This is a genomic window from Spiroplasma endosymbiont of Nomada ruficornis (genome assembly GCF_964030795.1).
In the GTDB taxonomy this organism is placed as follows: Bacteria; Bacillota_I; Bacilli_A; order Mycoplasmatales; family VBWQ01; genus Spiroplasma_E; species Spiroplasma_E ixodetis_A.
This window is the reverse complement of the sequence record NZ_OZ034962.1, coordinates 1,266,068-1,282,299: the sequence shown is the minus strand read 5'-3', so window position 1 is coordinate 1,282,299 and position 16,232 is coordinate 1,266,068. Positions and strand designations below refer to the sequence as shown.

At 22.5% G+C, this 16,232-nt stretch carries 19 protein-coding genes and 1 riboswitch; of the genes, 3 read left to right on the top strand and 16 right to left on the bottom strand.

Translation table 4 applies throughout. From position 1 onward, the window contains the following. Nucleotides 1-16: 16 nt before the first annotated feature. The 9 genes from rsmH to AAHM79_RS07705 all read right to left on the bottom strand — a co-directional run bounded on the left by rsmH (nucleotide 17) and on the right by AAHM79_RS07705 (nucleotide 8,181). Nucleotides 17-967, bottom strand: a complete 951-nt coding sequence (gene rsmH / locus AAHM79_RS07745) for a 16S rRNA (cytosine(1402)-N(4))-methyltransferase RsmH (protein WP_342257558.1) — start codon at nucleotides 965-967, stop codon at nucleotides 17-19. Nucleotides 968-972: 5 nt separating this feature from the next. Next, entirely contained in the window at nucleotides 973-1,404 is a 432-nt protein-coding gene (gene mraZ / locus AAHM79_RS07740) for a division/cell wall cluster transcriptional repressor MraZ (RefSeq protein WP_252320016.1), read from the bottom strand. A 284-nt stretch (nucleotides 1,405-1,688) separates the two neighbouring features. After that, nucleotides 1,689-2,531, bottom strand: a complete 843-nt coding sequence (locus tag AAHM79_RS07735; protein ID WP_342257557.1) for a BspA family leucine-rich repeat surface protein — start codon at nucleotides 2,529-2,531, stop codon at nucleotides 1,689-1,691. Between the two features lie 240 nt (nucleotides 2,532-2,771). Beyond that, nucleotides 2,772-3,176 carry a hypothetical protein gene (locus AAHM79_RS07730; protein ID WP_342257556.1) on the bottom strand — a complete coding sequence of 135 codons (405 nt, stop codon included), beginning with the start codon at nucleotides 3,174-3,176 and terminating at the stop codon, nucleotides 2,772-2,774. Nucleotides 3,177-3,343: 167 nt separating this feature from the next. After that, nucleotides 3,344-3,538 carry a hypothetical protein gene (locus AAHM79_RS07725; RefSeq protein WP_342257555.1) on the bottom strand — a complete coding sequence of 65 codons (195 nt, stop codon included), beginning with the start codon at nucleotides 3,536-3,538 and terminating at the stop codon, nucleotides 3,344-3,346. Nucleotides 3,539-3,839: 301 nt separating this feature from the next. Next, complete coding sequence (locus tag AAHM79_RS07720) at nucleotides 3,840-4,544, bottom strand: BspA family leucine-rich repeat surface protein (RefSeq protein ID WP_342257554.1); 705 nt, start codon at nucleotides 4,542-4,544, stop codon at nucleotides 3,840-3,842. Between the two features lie 152 nt (nucleotides 4,545-4,696). Then, nucleotides 4,697-6,577, bottom strand: coding sequence for a hypothetical protein (locus AAHM79_RS07715; protein WP_342257553.1), 1,881 nt, complete (start codon nucleotides 6,575-6,577; stop codon nucleotides 4,697-4,699). 253 nt (nucleotides 6,578-6,830) lie between these two features. After that, on the bottom strand, nucleotides 6,831-7,202 hold the full coding sequence (locus tag AAHM79_RS07710; RefSeq protein WP_342257552.1) for a hypothetical protein: 372 nt from the start codon (nucleotides 7,200-7,202) through the stop codon (nucleotides 6,831-6,833). A 292-nt stretch (nucleotides 7,203-7,494) separates the two neighbouring features. After that, complete coding sequence (locus AAHM79_RS07705) at nucleotides 7,495-8,181, bottom strand: hypothetical protein (protein ID WP_342257551.1); 687 nt, start codon at nucleotides 8,179-8,181, stop codon at nucleotides 7,495-7,497. A gap of 328 nt (nucleotides 8,182-8,509) precedes the next feature. On the opposite strand from AAHM79_RS07705, the gene AAHM79_RS07700 reads away from it, so the two are divergent. Then, entirely contained in the window at nucleotides 8,510-9,001 is a 492-nt protein-coding gene (locus AAHM79_RS07700; protein ID WP_342257550.1) for a helix-turn-helix domain-containing protein, read from the top strand. Here the strand turns inward: AAHM79_RS07700 and AAHM79_RS07695 are convergent. Beyond that, nucleotides 8,998-9,642 (bottom strand): hypothetical protein, encoded by a 645-nt coding sequence (locus tag AAHM79_RS07695; protein ID WP_252319995.1) that lies wholly within the window; start codon nucleotides 9,640-9,642, stop codon nucleotides 8,998-9,000. The genes AAHM79_RS07700 and AAHM79_RS07695 overlap by 4 nt on opposite strands. 99 nt (nucleotides 9,643-9,741) lie before the next feature. Between AAHM79_RS07695 and AAHM79_RS07690 the strand changes: the two genes are divergently transcribed. Together AAHM79_RS07690 and AAHM79_RS07685 are read left to right on the top strand one after the other, a co-directional pair. Then, on the top strand, nucleotides 9,742-10,296 hold the full coding sequence (locus tag AAHM79_RS07690; RefSeq protein ID WP_342257549.1) for an inorganic diphosphatase: 555 nt from the start codon (nucleotides 9,742-9,744) through the stop codon (nucleotides 10,294-10,296). Nucleotides 10,297-10,348: 52 nt separating this feature from the next. After that, a riboswitch (cobalamin riboswitch) is annotated at nucleotides 10,349-10,527 on the top strand. Nucleotides 10,528-10,651: 124 nt separating this feature from the next. Continuing rightward, the gene (locus AAHM79_RS07685; protein ID WP_342257548.1) at nucleotides 10,652-11,239 is read left to right on the top strand and encodes a hypothetical protein; all 588 of its coding nucleotides are present in this window, start codon (nucleotides 10,652-10,654) and stop codon (nucleotides 11,237-11,239) included. 52 nt (nucleotides 11,240-11,291) lie between these two features. Here the strand turns inward: AAHM79_RS07685 and AAHM79_RS07680 are convergent, their stop codons facing one another. The 6 genes from AAHM79_RS07680 to AAHM79_RS07655 all read right to left on the bottom strand — a co-directional run bounded on the left by AAHM79_RS07680 (nucleotide 11,292) and on the right by AAHM79_RS07655 (nucleotide 16,219). Then, nucleotides 11,292-12,071 carry a J domain-containing protein gene (locus tag AAHM79_RS07680; RefSeq protein WP_342257547.1) on the bottom strand — a complete coding sequence of 260 codons (780 nt, stop codon included), beginning with the start codon at nucleotides 12,069-12,071 and terminating at the stop codon, nucleotides 11,292-11,294. A 334-nt stretch (nucleotides 12,072-12,405) separates the two neighbouring features. Next, a complete protein-coding gene (locus AAHM79_RS07675; RefSeq protein ID WP_342257546.1) occupies nucleotides 12,406-12,741 on the bottom strand; it encodes a hypothetical protein in 336 nt (111 codons plus the stop codon). 14 nt (nucleotides 12,742-12,755) lie between these two features. Further along, nucleotides 12,756-12,995 carry a hypothetical protein gene (locus tag AAHM79_RS07670; RefSeq protein WP_342257545.1) on the bottom strand — a complete coding sequence of 80 codons (240 nt, stop codon included), beginning with the start codon at nucleotides 12,993-12,995 and terminating at the stop codon, nucleotides 12,756-12,758. Nucleotides 12,996-13,166: 171 nt separating this feature from the next. Continuing rightward, nucleotides 13,167-14,495: an FtsX-like permease family protein gene (locus tag AAHM79_RS07665; protein WP_342257544.1), complete on the bottom strand. Its 1,329-nt coding sequence runs from the start codon at nucleotides 14,493-14,495 to the stop codon at nucleotides 13,167-13,169. Nucleotides 14,496-14,569: 74 nt separating this feature from the next. Beyond that, on the bottom strand, nucleotides 14,570-14,752 hold the full coding sequence (locus AAHM79_RS07660; RefSeq protein ID WP_342257543.1) for a hypothetical protein: 183 nt from the start codon (nucleotides 14,750-14,752) through the stop codon (nucleotides 14,570-14,572). A 123-nt stretch (nucleotides 14,753-14,875) separates the two neighbouring features. Then, a complete protein-coding gene (locus AAHM79_RS07655) occupies nucleotides 14,876-16,219 on the bottom strand; it encodes an ABC transporter permease (RefSeq protein ID WP_342257542.1) in 1,344 nt (447 codons plus the stop codon). Nucleotides 16,220-16,232: the final 13 nt, after the last annotated feature.

The window sequence follows — 16,232 nt, the reverse complement described above, 5'->3', positions numbered from 1 at the left end:
TCACCTCCAAACATTTTTATGAATCAATATAAGTAATAACTCTTAGTTTTGCACTTCGTGCTCTTGGATTTTTATTTATTTCATCAGGCTTTGGTGTAATTGGTTTTTTAATTATTAACTGATATTTTGTTTTTCAATTATTATGAACTGGTAATTTAGCATATAATTGTGCTTGTGGATCAATTAAAACTTCATTAAAAGTTTGTTTAACAATACGATCTTCTAAAGAATGAAAACTAATAACAACAATTCTACCATTAGATTTTAATAATTTTAAAGATTGTTTTAAAGAAGATTTTAATGTTTCTAACTCATTGTTAACAGCAATTCTTAATGCTTGAAAAGTCTTTTTGGCAGGATGATGATGCTTATTTAATACTCTTACTGGTAATGATTTTTTAATAATCCTAACCAATTGTAAAGTGGTATCAATTGGTTGAAAAGTTCTTGTTTTAATAATATTTTTAGCAATACTACTAGCAAATACTTCTTCACCATAATTTTTAATAATTGTTTTTAATTGCTCATAATTATAATTATTAACAATATCTCACGCATTTAATTTTTGACTTTGATCCATACGCATATCTAACTTAGCATCTTTCATATAACTAAATCCTCTAATATCTTCATCAACTTGTGGTGATGATATACCTAAATCATATAATATACCATCAACTTTAGTAATATTTCTTTTTAAAAGCTCAGATTGAATATTTGCAAAATTACTTTTAATTATTTCATATTTATCTTTAAAATCTTTTAAAATAATTTTACTATTATCAATGGCCATTTGATCTTGATCAAAAGCATATAGTTTGCCAGAGGTAAGTTTTGATAGTATAACTTTACTATGACCTGCTCGTCCTAATGTACAATCGACATAAATACCATCAGGTTTAACATTTAAGAAATCAATTGCTTCTGTTAACATTACAGAAATGTGTCTTGCATTGATATTATTCATAATTTTTATATCTCATCTAGAGCTGCTGCCGCTGACTCAAATTTATCCTTGGTATCTTGATTAAAACTATTTCAATTAGTTTCTGATCAAATCTCAATTTTATTGGATAGTCCAATCATAATTACTTTTTGTTTAATATCAGCTAGTGTCAATAATGAATGTGGAATATTAATGCGACCTTTACTATCAATAGTTAATTCTTCTGAATTAGCAAATACTTGTCTTGCTAAAATTCTAGCTTCTTTCTGACCTTCGGATTGTGATAAGATTTTATCTTGTCATTTAATAAATTCAATTTCGTTACGAATAACTAAACAGCCTTCAAAACCTTTAGAAACAATAACAATCTCATTGTTATGAAAATAACTTCTAAACTTAGAAGGAATTATCATTCGTTTCTTTTCATCTAATGTTGACAATGATTGTCCTAGTAGCATAATATCACCCACACTTTCCCACTATTACCCATATTATATAACCTTTGGCATATAATTGCAATTGATTACTTTAAATGTATGACTAGTCAGTAAAATAAAAGAGCATACAATAATAAAAATAAAAACTCATTTACTTTAAAAAAATAAAGAAATGAGTTAAAACTTTTTAAACTTACCGTTTGTCAATATTATATGCTTTTATAAAAAACAAATATAATATTTTATTATACTATTCTAAGTTTTATTATAGTTAATTACTTAGAAATTAAATACTTTTGATCAAATTAAATAGTGTTATTAATAAAAAAGTTTTTAAATTTAGGTAATTTATTAGAATTAGAAATTGCTGAACCAACAGCAAAATGAGTGTTATCTAGTACATTGGATACATCTCACTTTGAAAGATCTTGATCAAATAATACTGAGCCAGCAAACATACCAGTCATAATTCTTACATTAGATACATCTCAAGTTGATAAATCTTGATTAAATGCTAAAGTATTGGCAAATGTACCAACCATATCTTCTACACTAGATACATTTCAATTTGATAAATCTCGATTAAATAAAAAACAACCAGTAAACATACCACTCATACTTCTTACATTAGATACATTTCACTTTGAAAGATCTTGATCAAATTTTAAACTACCATTAAACATAGAAAGCATATCTGTTACATTATATACATCTCAATTTGAAATATTACCATTAAATGAAGTAGCACCAGCAAATACACTCAACATACTTGTTACTCTAGATACATCTCAAGTTGATAAATCTTGATTAAATTGTGAAGCACCCAAAAACATAAAATTTAAAGATGTTACTTCTGATGGTAATTTATCAGGTACTTCTTTAATTGTTTTTGGCATTCTAACAACTTGAATTTCACCTTGTTTGTTTTTATAAAAACCAATTTGAGTAATTTTGGTAGTTTTTATATTTGATAAATCTCTTTTATTGGTTGTTTGTTCTTTTCCATCTTTATCAATGTAAATAGTATCTTGTTGTGTTTTATTATCTAAAAGTTCAATTTTTTGTGAAGTTTTATTTAAACCAGTATTTAAAGTTCCAATAGATGTCCCAAATGTTAAAACACTTAGTGCAGTAATCAATGTTTTCATATTGAAAACCTCCCTTTTTATTTTATTCAATAACTTTTTATTAAATCTATAAGTTATTTATATCTTAGAATGCTTTTTAAGATAATGCAATAACAAATATTTATACTCCCACAAAACACTACTTTTAGCATAACGTTAACAAATCAAACAATAAAAAACACTAGCAACAATAAAGATGTTAGTGTTTTTTATTATTAAATTTTAAAAATTTATTTAAATAAATTTAACAAAAAACTATTACTAATTAGCAACAAAAACTGAATTAACAGAGTTTAATGAAGATGAATCATTATCAATATTTGTTTCATTACATCTTGTCTTAAATTCTTCATCATTAATTAATAAAGTACCATTTTCTTCATTATCCAATATGCTCTGATTTTCATTATTAGTTTCAAAATCAATAGGATTTCAAAATTTATTTATTAATCAATTAGTAGTTCCAGAAACTCCATCAAGTGTAGCAAAAATTGGAGCAATAATTTTTGAATCAAGACCAGGTGTTCAAAATAATGATCCTCCTCCAATAATTGCAGCAAAAGGACATAATAAATTAAAACCATCTTCAATTGACTTTAATATTTTATTAGTTGCTGAATCTTTATTAGTAAAATAAATACGTGTAAGTGTTGTTGTTCCAGCCAAAACACCAGAAATAGCAGATATTTCAAAACTAATAAATGGTATTAAATTAGGAATTGTTAAATCTCAATTACTTGCTTTAGTAAATATTGTTTTAATAAAATTAACATCTAATGTTGTAACTATATATGAGGTATTTGTTAATATTTTTCAAACTTCTATTAATGTTGCTACTTTTTACTCTCTGGTAAAAATGTAAATGCTGTCCCAAAAACACCCCTATTTAAAGCATTTGCTAAATTTAATCATTGTGAAACTTGACGAGCATTATGTAATAATTTAGTAGTTGCACCAGCACTACCAGCACCAATAGCATTTAAAGCAATAGTAATAATTTTTTTATATTGTTCTTGATTATTTATCATTTAATTACTCTTCTTTCTAAGTTAAAATTTCTCTAATTAAACAGCAAAAAAACCTGTTTAGGTAATAATACTAAACAGGCTTAATGATTTAAGCATATATTTCTTGTCTGTTCATATACATTATAAAATCAAAACATTTAAAAAACAATATTCAAAATAAAGAAAATAAAAATTATCTTAAGTAATGTAAATAATAATCTTTACTTAGATTATCAATAAAAAATTAAAAAAATTATTTTAAATAATATTTGTTTAAAATCATTTTTTTAATTTTTTATTGTTTCTTCTTGAAACATTTATTTTATTTATTAAATTTTGGTCATTTACTAAGATCTGATGCAATGCCTGACTCAATAGCAAAATTATCATGGTTTTTTACTTTTTCAACATTTCATTGTGATAAATTTTGATTAAAAGAAGTTGCATATGCAAACATACCACTCATATCTGTGACATTAGATACATCTCAATTTGATAAATCCTGATTAAATGATGATGAACCTTCAAATGATCCAGCAGCACTAAACATACTATTCATAGTTGTCACCTTCGACACATTTCAATTACTAATATTAGCGTTAAATTCTCAATTTTTACCAAACATAGCAGACATATCTGTTACATTAGATACATTTCATTTTGACAAATCCTGATTAAATGATTTCGCACGAGTAAACATATAACTCAAAGATGTTATTTCTGATGGTAGTTTGTCAGGTACTTTTTCAATTGTTTCTGGCATTCTAGCAACTTGAATTTCACCTTGTCGATTCTTATAAAAACCAATTTGAACAACCTCTTTACTTTCTATCTCTGACAAATCTTCTATATTAGTTTTTATTTCTTCTCCATTTTTATTTTTGTAAATTGTATCTTGTGGTGTTTTATTTTGAATGTAATTAGTTGTAATATTAGTTTTTTCTTCAATTGTATTTAAAATATTGATTAAATTTCCTGTGGTTGTTGCAAGTGTTAAAACACTTAATGTTGTTAATAATGATTTCATAATTAGTCCCCTTTATTTTCCCCAATAACTTTTTCTTAAATCTATAAGTTATCTATATTTTAAATTGTTTAAAGAGAAATGCAATAACTGACTTGTATATTAATATACTTTTTAAATTAAAATATCTAATTATTGAAGAAAATTATTAAAAATTATTGACTAATATGAAATAATTTTATTTTAAAGATTTTACTTGTAAGAAAATTAGCATTTTTAAATGTAATATCATAACTTTTATTATCTAAATTATTTTTAATTTTATAAATTAAAACTGCACTAACACTACCATCATCATGTTTAAATGTATTCATTGCAATATCACTTAAAGTAAAATAACTATTATTGTTAATATCAAAATATTTACTATACATATCTTTATATAAATTTTCTTGGTCCTTTAACATATTATCAAGAATACCATTATGATGTGTTTTATCAACTATTATATTTAGTAAGGAATTTAAACTACTAGTAGGAGTATTTAATCAATTAGAAAAGTTTGCAAGAACACTATCTTGTTGAAAATTAGTTTCATCACCAAATTGAACACCTAATAATTGTAATATTTCTTGAGTTTTACTAATATTATCTGTTGTTGGGTGATTAATAATATATTTAAGATTATTTAAAGCATTAATAAAATCTTTACTACCGAAAGTTAAATCTAAATATTTTACTCAATCTTTTAAATCAATTAATGGATTTGTTGTTAAATATTTATTAGTAAACTCAAATATTTTATTAATTGTGTCATTAATTGGAACATTTTTAATTGCTGATTCTAAACTATTAACAACTTGTTGAGGAATATCACTAATAGCTGAAATAAAAGAAAATTTCTTTTGAATCTCAGGTAATGTTCAATATGAATCAGTTCATGCAAAGGTAGCTTTCGCAATAATATCTTCACCAAAAGGTCCGGTCATTAAATTGGTAACTAATTTAAGCATATTATCTTTTGAAGATATTAATTCTTGAAAAATAGTTAATACTTTTTTTAGTTGAACTGTATTATTTTTAAGTGGTGTTTTATCATCTCAAGTAATACTATCAATACCAAGAGTTGGATTAGTTAATTTTAATACTTCACTTTTAACCATTGGTATTATTGTTTTTATTAAATAAGGTCATGCCACTGGATTTGTTAAAATCTTATTAAGAGTTTCACTAAATGTAACATTAAAATTATCAGAATTAAAACCGATAGGTGCAGCACCTCATAAAGCATATTTAATATTATCGCTAATCATTTCCCCAATATATTTTCCTGATATTGACTTAAACATATAATTAAAATTAACACCAGCTATATATTCATAAAATTGATTTCAATTTCAATTTTTTGCTTCATCTTTAACATAGTATCACTTTTCATGACTTGGAATATTTCAAGCTTGAGCAAATGTCGCTTTCTTTGACATATAATCTTGCATTTTTTCAAAAGTAGTATTACCACTAAAATTATCTTCTTGATCTCAATCTGCTAATAATTCATCAATAGTATTAGTTATAATTGGAATATAATTAGTATAAGATAAGTAATCATTAATATTTGGTATTAAATTTTTAATATTTTTTAACATTCCATCAATCATATTAACAGTATCATCATTAGATAAAATAGAATTATTTAAATAATTTTTAAGCATTGGCAATATGTCACGATAACTATTATAACTATTAATATTATTAGTGACAGAATCAACTTTAGATTGATTAATACCATTACGTTGAAATAAACCCTGAATAGTATTAATACTATTACCATCTAAGTTACTAGTTCAATCATTAATAAAATCATTTCCAGTATTCTTACCTGTAAGATTATCAATTTGAATAGAAGGGGTTTGATTATACATATCATTTAATAAATTATTAGTATTAAAACCTTTATTTTTAGCAATTAATAACGATTTACCAACAATAGAGGTTTCATTAGCATACTTAGTTGCTGTTTTAGTATCAACATTGTTGTTGGCAAAATTATTAATACTAATATTGTTTGTATCAATTGTGAATGCTAAAAGCGACATGCTAGAACTTAATAAAAGGCTGGTAGTAAAAAATAAATTTAATTTTCGTCTCATATTTTACACTCCATTTATAATGATTTTCTTATTATTATAAACTATTACAAAATAATGTACAGTAAATTTTATTTTTAAAAAAAATATCTACTAATAAGTTAAATTAGTAGATATTTAATACATTTTAATTATGAATTTAATTAGATATTCCGTTTTTGTTAAGTTAGGACTAATAACTAGTAAAGGAATATTTATAAATTTATGAGAAAGTATGTTTATTATTTTTTTTTGTTGTAGAAACATTAGTTTTTGGTGTAGAAGCATTAGTTTGTGTTTTATTAAAAACATGTGTTGGTTTAACTGAATGATTATTCTCTTGAGTAAAATGAGAATTTTTTTTGTGTTGATGTAATTTATTATTACATTTATTAAACAAATGTTTAATCAAATGTAAGGGATTTACCATACAGTGATGATGGTGACATAAAATATCAACAATATTAGTTAATAAATAATTAACATTTTTATTAGCTTCCAAATTATGTTGGATAGGTTTTTCCAAAATGCTATAAAAAGTAGGAATAATATTATTATAATTAGCGATATCTCTTTCCTGTAAATATGTTAACATTTCCAATACTTTTTTATTATTTACTAAATCATTATTACTTTTAAACTTTCTATTCTTGATAATGCTACTATGATAAGAATTTGGATCACATAAACGATATTTTATTTTCCTTGATGATTTTATTTTCTTTTTTCTTAATTTCAGAAAAAATATTATTATAAAACCAATTAAAAAAATAATACTCATGATAATAATTAAAATAACTATTAACTTCATATGTTACTCCCACATTTTATTTTTAATTAATAAGTATTAATTTAACATTTTATTTTATAAAATAAAATACTTTTTATTAAAAATAATAACGTTTAGCAGAACCTATCTTTCTTTCAACTAAGCTAAATAAGATAAAGATAAAAATAAATCTTAAAATTTCAATACCAAGTAAAATAAATAATATAATTACTGAATGATTATTAAAATTAAGAATATTATTATCATATTCATCAGGTCTTGGTAGGTTAGGACTAAAATAAAGTACTACTAAAGTTAAAACAAAAGATAAAGTAGCAATAATCGCATTTAAGGGTACTATTACTAGACCAGCACTTACTTTTTTGATAGTATCTACTTTTAAATTTTTACTTTTATTACACAATTTAAAAAGATAGTAGTAAATAAAATAAAAAGAAACAATAAATAAAATATTAGCAATATTATCAAAGAAAATTTGAATTGGCGGATGATCACTATCTGCTAATAAATGTAATCAAGGTTCAATAATACCAATTGCTAATGTATAATATAAACCAATAATTGGTAAAGCAAAAGAAATAATTAATGAATCAAAAATTCTTAATGGTAAAATTATTCCCATAAACTGAATAGGTATTTCAATTAATGAAGAAGCAACAGCTAATCCCAATAAAATTCCTGTCAAAGTAATATTAAAAATTTGTTGTTTTGAATTAATCTTTATTTTTTTCTTTGTTTTTATATCTACTTTTTCTTTTTCTTGGTCAACACTTTTAACTATCATTATAACTTCTCCTTTTTAAAATAGGTATTTAATTAATTAAATACTTATTTATAAAAATTATAAATTACTTTTAATTAAAAAACAAGACATTTATTAAATTTTTATAAAAAGTGTTAATACTACTCTAATTTAGAAAATTAATTAACAATAAAAATATCATAATAATAATTTGATAGATAATTTTTATTAAAATAAAAATAACAAAAACTAAAAAAATAAATTATAATATTAATCATTAATTTAAATAGTGTTAAATCCTTATATAGATATTTTTTCTGTATTAGGATTTTATTAAATAAAATTGCTAAAAGAAAAGGAAGATTAAAAGATGGCAAAAAAATATACACCGGAAATAAAAGAAAAAGTATTACAATATTTACAAGATGGTAAAAGTTATGGTGAAATCAAAAAAGAAACTGGCATTTCAAAAACAACAATTTGAATTTGAAAGCAAAAAGCAAGAAAGAATGAACTTAAAACAAAACATTCAGTCAACTCAGTTCCAAGAGATATATTAGAAGCAGCCATCAATATTGCAGAAATAAATTGTGATAATAATGAAAATCAAAATTATAAAGAAGAATTTTTAAATCAACAGCAAACAATAAATTTATTATCAGTAAATATTAACAAACAAATAGAAAACAACTATTTTGATAATTCAGAAGAAGATAGTGATTCAGAACGATTAGTAATTGATGAAGATTATAAAGAAGAAGTAAATATTTGAAGACCTTGAGAAGAGTCAGAAATAAAACAAAATAGTGAAGAATCTTTAGTAATAGAATTAAAAAAAGATCAATTAAAATATATTATTTAAATATTAAAATGTTGTACTAAAATTTGTACTGGCCTAACTAATAATAAATATAAAAGCAAAACTGAAGTAAATTTAATTAAATTAAATGGTACAAATACAATTCAAATCTTATCTTTAAGATCACCAGCACCATACATGTCTAAAATAAAAGCTCAATTATAAAAAGCACTAATTAATGATACTAAAATACAAGTAATAACAACTGTCGGTATTTCAATAATCATTAATCGTTTTCAAGAATTATTAGATTGTGTTTTTCAAAATGGTAATTGCTTAAATAATAATTTAAAACTACTATATAATAACAATAAAGTAATGGTACTTAACATATAAGCAAATTCACCAATTGGTTCAGCATTACCAGAAGGAAAATGAGGTAAGATTAAACTTAGTCAAGGAACAATAATGGCAATTAACAAACTATAAGGAAGTTTAATAATTAACAATGCAATTAAATTAATAGTATTACCAAAATCAATTTTTAAAAAAGGTAAAAAAATAGGTGGTGTTTCTAATAAGGTCATTAATGTTGTAACTGCCAATAAACTACTAATTAATGCTATCCTATGAGTAGTTAATTTTAAAGAATTATTAATATTACTTTTAAATTGTTGTCACTTTTTCTCATATTTTAAACTCATCTTTTACTCCTTAAAATACATTTATTATTTTAATTATATATAAAAAAACGTTTATTTATTATATAATAAAATTAATTTTTAAAAGGAGATGAAGTATTAATGAATAAAAGTGAAAATAACATTGTGCAAATGGTAGTTGAAATTCCCAAAGGCTCAAGTAATAAATATGAATATGATTGAAAATCTAAAACTATGATATTAGATCGTGTTCTTTATGGTGCTAATTTTTATCCCGGTGAATATGGATATATTCCTGAAACTTTAGATTATGATGGTGATCCTTTAGATATTATTAGTTTAATTACTTATCCAACTTTCCCTGGTTTCTTAGTAGAAGTTAGAGTTTTAGGAATGATTAAAATGATTGACGGTGGTGAAGTTGATACTAAATTATTTGGTGTTGTTAATTCTGATCCACGCTTTAATGAGTATCAAGATCTAAAAGATGTACCACAACATTTACGTGATGAAATTGTTAATTTCTTTTTACAGTATAAAGAATTACAAAAAAAGAAAGTCATAATTGAAGGTTGAAGTAACTTAAAAGAAGCATTAACTGAACTTACAACATGTAAAAATATGTTTAAACAATATCAAAATGAAATGAATAATTTACCAAAAGCACAATTAGTGTCATTATTAAACAAAAAATAAACAAAAAGTATAATATATTTTTAATATATTAAATCATTTATCCTTAAATACAACTGAATAAAATTAAATAGATGAACAACTGTTCATAAAAGGGAATTAAGTAATCTTAAGCTGCCCCAGCAACTGTGATACTGATAAAAGTTACATAATCCATTGAAATCAAAGATTTTGAGAAGGGTAACAAGTAAAATGAAGTTAAGCCAGTAGACCTATCTATTTAACACTATTAAACTAATCTCTGGGTGCAGATAACAGTTATATAATTTTAATTGATGTTTTATCTCCGATTAGTATAACTAAACCACCTCATAAAGGTGGTTTTAAATTTAAAAAATAAAGAAAGCCGAGAACAAATATGAGTAACCATGTCCAAAAATTAATTCGTATCTTGATTATTCCTTCATATGCAGCACTAGTTTTTGCTTTAAAAGAAGTATTAGCAATATTACCAAATATTGAAGTTGTAACTTTTCTATTAGCATTTTCAGCATTAGTTTTTCCACTATATATTTCAATTACTATTCCTTTAATTTTTGCTTCATTAGAAATTCTACTTTACGGTGGTAATAGTTGAATATTTTTATATTTTAGTATATGACCAATATTGGTCATAATAATTTGAATATTTCGTCATTTAATTAAAAAGCATTGATGAATTTTTGTAATTATTACAAGTTTATGAGGTTTTACTTTTGGTACATTTGATTCTCTAATTCATTTAATATTATTTGGTAAATCCAGTTTTTATCTTTACTGATTATCTGGATTAAGTTTTGATGCTATTCATGGCATTGGTAACTTCATGTTTAGTAGTTTTCTGTATAAACCAATTATCAGTATTTGAAATAAATATTTACAATATTATATTATTATTGATAATAATATTATTGAAGAAAGCAATGATGAACAAACATCAAATAATGAATTATTAGTTGAACCATAAATATAAATTTATATTTAAATAATTAACTATTCATATAATATTATTTATATCATTAAACTGATGATGAAAAGTATTTATTTCAATCTCTTATTGAATCTTTTTCTTCTAAATTAAATGAATTTATATATTTTTTCAAATCATTTTCTTTTGCAAATAATTCTTTAAGATCTTCTTGTAATAAGTTTTGCTCATTAATTAATATTTGCATATTAGTTTTTACTATATCATATTTTTCTTTTAAATTTTCTTTTTCCCTATTGGTTTTTATAAATTCATTTTTATTTTCACATAGTTCTTTTTCTGTTATTTTATTTCAATCATAAAAACCTAAAGTAATACATTTAATATAAAAATTAATTCTTGGATTTATTTTCTTTGTATTTAAATTAATAATAGATTTTCTGAATTTAGAACTTTTTGACTGTAAAGTTAAAAGTTCTTTTTCTAATTTCTTTAATTCTATTTTAAAATCAAGTATTTTAGGTAATAACTCAATATAATTTTTTTTCATTTTTTGATCAATTTCTTTTTTAAATATCTTAAATTTTTGCTTAGCTAAAATTTCTTCTTTTTGTTGATTTTGAAATGTTTCTTGTTCTGCTTGTTGTTTTTTTAAATTTTCTTTCCATATTTTATTAGTTTTTTCTTCATATTCTTTTTGTTTAAATAAAACATTACGCGCTTCACTTAATTTTTGAAAATTAATAGTTGCTTCTGGATTATTAGTATTTTTATCTGGATGTAATTTTAAAGATAAACGTCTAAAAGATGCATTAATTTCAGGAATTGTTGCACCAATAGATAAACCTAATAATTCATAATATTGTTCCATTTTTAGTTTTTTTCCCTTTTTAATAAGCACTACTATATTCATAAATAATGGTTATATTTATGGTAAGTTTTGTACACGATCATTTACTGGTTTTTGATTAATTAATTCTAAAGCATTAATTTCTTCAACAAATTTAGAACAAGAAAATTCTTTAGCTGATGAAGTGTTCTTTATACTATTTTTTTTATCATTAATATTTTTTCATAATTCAGTTAATTTAATTAAATTATTTAACTCATCATTTATTTTTTTTCTTTCTAAACTAATATTTTCAAATATTATTTTTAAATCTGTTCGTTCATTAGTTTTTTCTTGTATTTCCTTTTTATTTTATTTAGTTTTTTTCTATTCTTTTATTTTTATTAATACAACCAAAACTAAACATTGTAATAATAAAATTTTTAAAATTGCCAATTTTTTGCTTTTCCAAAAAAACATTTTCTTCTAATAAACTAGTTATTTTAGAAGTAGCATCAGTAATTACATCAATATAATCTGATAATATTATGGTTCTTTTTTCAACTTCTTTATCTAATACTTCAATTTTTTCATTAAATACTTGAATTTGTTCAATTGATAATGATTTAATATCATCTTCGGTAAGTAATTGAATTTGCTCATCTGTAAATATTTTAATTTGTAAATCTTGTTTATCCTTATCTAATGGCATATTTTACTCCTTATTTAATAAGCATTTTTGTTAAGTTGTTTTTTAACCTCATTAATCATTTTTTCTAATTGATTAATTGCTTCTATTTGTTCTGCAATTCCTTTTTTAGTTTCCTTAGAAACAGAAACTGTTTCTAATTCATTTTGTAATTTTATTAATTTATCTTTTTCTTTTTGTAATTTTTCTTGTCCAATTTCTATTTTTGATTTTAACTCATTGCTAGATGTTTGTGTTTTACTTTCTTGCTGTTCCATAAGTTCATCTCCTTTTTAACATAAAAAACCCATTTGCTTTAAAATTAAAACAATGGGTTTAAAAACATTATAAATTCATTATATGCCTTTCTAAGTGAAAATCAATTAAAAACATAATAAACTTCCTTTTTTAAATTTTTACTGGAATAAAATTTTTATTAACTAATATCTTTACTCCATAAATGCTCATAACTTATATTTTCTAAAATTTAATAATCAAGTAATAATATAAGCACTAATATAAACAATAATATTAATAGCAAAAGCTAATAAAAAATATCATCAACGAAAAATAATTGGATAAATAACATGACTAAAAGTAATTAACTGTTGTGCTAATATATTAATTAATATTGGACTAATAAAAACACTAAAAACTGAAAAAATTAAAATTAAAGGGACAATAATTATAATAAAATTGTACGATACTTCCATAGTATTATATCCCAATACTTTTAAAATATTAATCAATATTCAATTATCACGAACTAAAATATTAGTAACCAAAGTCATAATCATAAATGATAATATAATACTACAAATTGCAAAAAAACCAATAAGTAATTGAATACTTATTTCATTATTTTCCAATGCTGCTTTTTCATTACCAATTGGAACAATACCACTCAAAGAACTAATAAAACCACTAGAACTAATGTAGTCAGTATTAAAAATTTTAGTTAAATCAAGATTATAATTATTTTCAGTATTAATAAAAGTTAAGTAATGTCGTAACTCATTATCATTAAATTTACTCATTTTGGCATTATTAATTAATAATCCTGTATTTTCATTAATAGCACTATTTAAAAGTGATTGTGATACTAATAATGTTGACATTCCTAAATTCCTAAAGCCATCATAAATAATACCAATTAAATATTTTTTATTACCATTAAAATCAAAATATGGATATAAAATTGCTTTATCAATATTGTTACCATTACCAGTACTAGTATTGGATGCTGGGGCATTAGATGTTGCAATTGGTAAAAAGGTAACATTTGGAGCATTAGTACTAGTAATATGTAATTGTTTTTTTACATTGTTAACATTTTTAGTAAATTCTTTCTCTAATCAAAAATCAGAAGTGTTCATTGTATCACTGTTCATATTAATAAATTTTTTAAATTTACTATTAATTAAATTAGGTTTAATAAAATTATTACTATTTGCATTAATACCATAGATAGTTTGTCTTATTGTAACTTCATTACTAAAGCATGAATCATTAAAAGTTTGAGTTACACTATCATAAGTATTACCAATAGCATTGTTATGACTAAAATCCAAATCATAAGAATCTTCAATATTCAATTTAATAAAAGGTAACTCATTTTGTTCTTGATAAGGAATAATACCAAAACTAATTAATAAATCATTATTATTACCACTTTCATTTGTTAAATAATTAATAATATTTATTTGTTTTGCTCACTGTTTTTTAAATGTTTGTGGTAATAAATTTCATGTTGTCGATTTTTCAAAATTTTTACGCATCTTTAATAAATCGCTACCCAAAATATATTTATTACGTAAATCGCGAATAACGGGGGCTGGATTATTAGGATTTATTAAATATGAATCAATAGCATCTGTAAATCTTGTTTAAGTGATACTCCTGATTCTATTTGTGAAACTGGAGCAATGTTATAAAGCAACTGCTTGTTATTATTAATAAAATTATTTTCAATGTCTTCATAATGATAACTATTTAAATAATTAAAATTAATCCCTTCAAATTGTAATGATAACATATCATTAACTAAACCACTAGCTGCAATTGAAAATAGCATCAATGTGGCAGCAAAAATACTAACTATACTAATGATAACTCATTTACCAAAACTTCGCATGCTAATAGTTATTGGCGATATTAGTTATCATAATAAATTGGCAATAACTTTAACACTAATAAAATTAAAAATTTTGCTAATATTTAAATGATGATATTTTTTAAAATTTTTACTACTAATTAAGTCAAGTGGTTTTTTTTGTAAAAATAAATAAACTATAAAAAAACTAATAATTACTAATAACAATAAAGGAACAGTTACCACAATAATTGTCATATGCACATTTATATATCATCCATAGTTAATTAGCGCTAAATATAAGTTATGACTATTAATAAGAATATGACTAATAAATACTGATATTAAAACACCAATAATAGCAAAAATAAATAAAGGTCAAATAATAGCTAAAATTAAAGAAATTGTTAATTGTCAATTTTTATAACCCAATGCTTTTAAAATTCCAATTAATTTATGATTATGATGAATCATCTTTCATACTACCATTAAAATAATAATACTAGTAACAGTAAAAATTAATGTTAAAAATATTATACCAACATTTTGTGTTAAATTAATTCGCTCATTTAAGAAAAAAATAGCATTTTCATTATAAGGTCTTCATAAATAATCATCATTTGTTAAAATACTAGCAACATTAGCAAAATTTATACCATTAGTAAGATTTTGATAATGATGACCATATGCTAATTGATTATGTAATATATTATATAATCATGGATTTAAACTACGTTCAGGATAAACGGGATTAAAACTATTTTTTTGTTTATTTTTATCAATAAAACCCTTAAAATCATTATTGATGTTAACCATTGTATTACTATTAACAAAAGCAACGGTTTTATTTTTTGGATCCATCAATCCACTAATATTATTGGCAATAAAAGCACTATTTCAACTAGTAACAAATCCTCTAACAGTAAAAGTACGATTAACAATATTGTACTTATCACCAATTTTTAAATTATTATTATTAGCAAATTGTTCATAAATTAAAATTTCATTATCTTGTAATGGTAACTCTTCCAAACTTTGTTTATAATTACCTACTAAAATTGGTGGATCAATAATATTTTTAGGAACTGTTTGTGTAAAGAGAAAAGATTTACCGGTCATTAATAAATCATTAACTAAAGTATATTGATTTCATTCAATATTTTGAAATAACATGCCATTAATAATTAAAAAATATAGTTGTGATTGCAAAGAAATATCAATTGTATTATATTCATGATTAGCGTATGATATTTTATGATAAATTTCATCTTGATAAATTTTTAATGCTTTATCATTTAAAATAAAATAGTTTACTGGATTAATATTTGTCTTTCCATCATAAACATGCTGAATTATACTTGTAAGTGCAAGTAAATAAAATTGCAAAAAATTCTCATATAAAAATTTCATAATGCTAAATTTA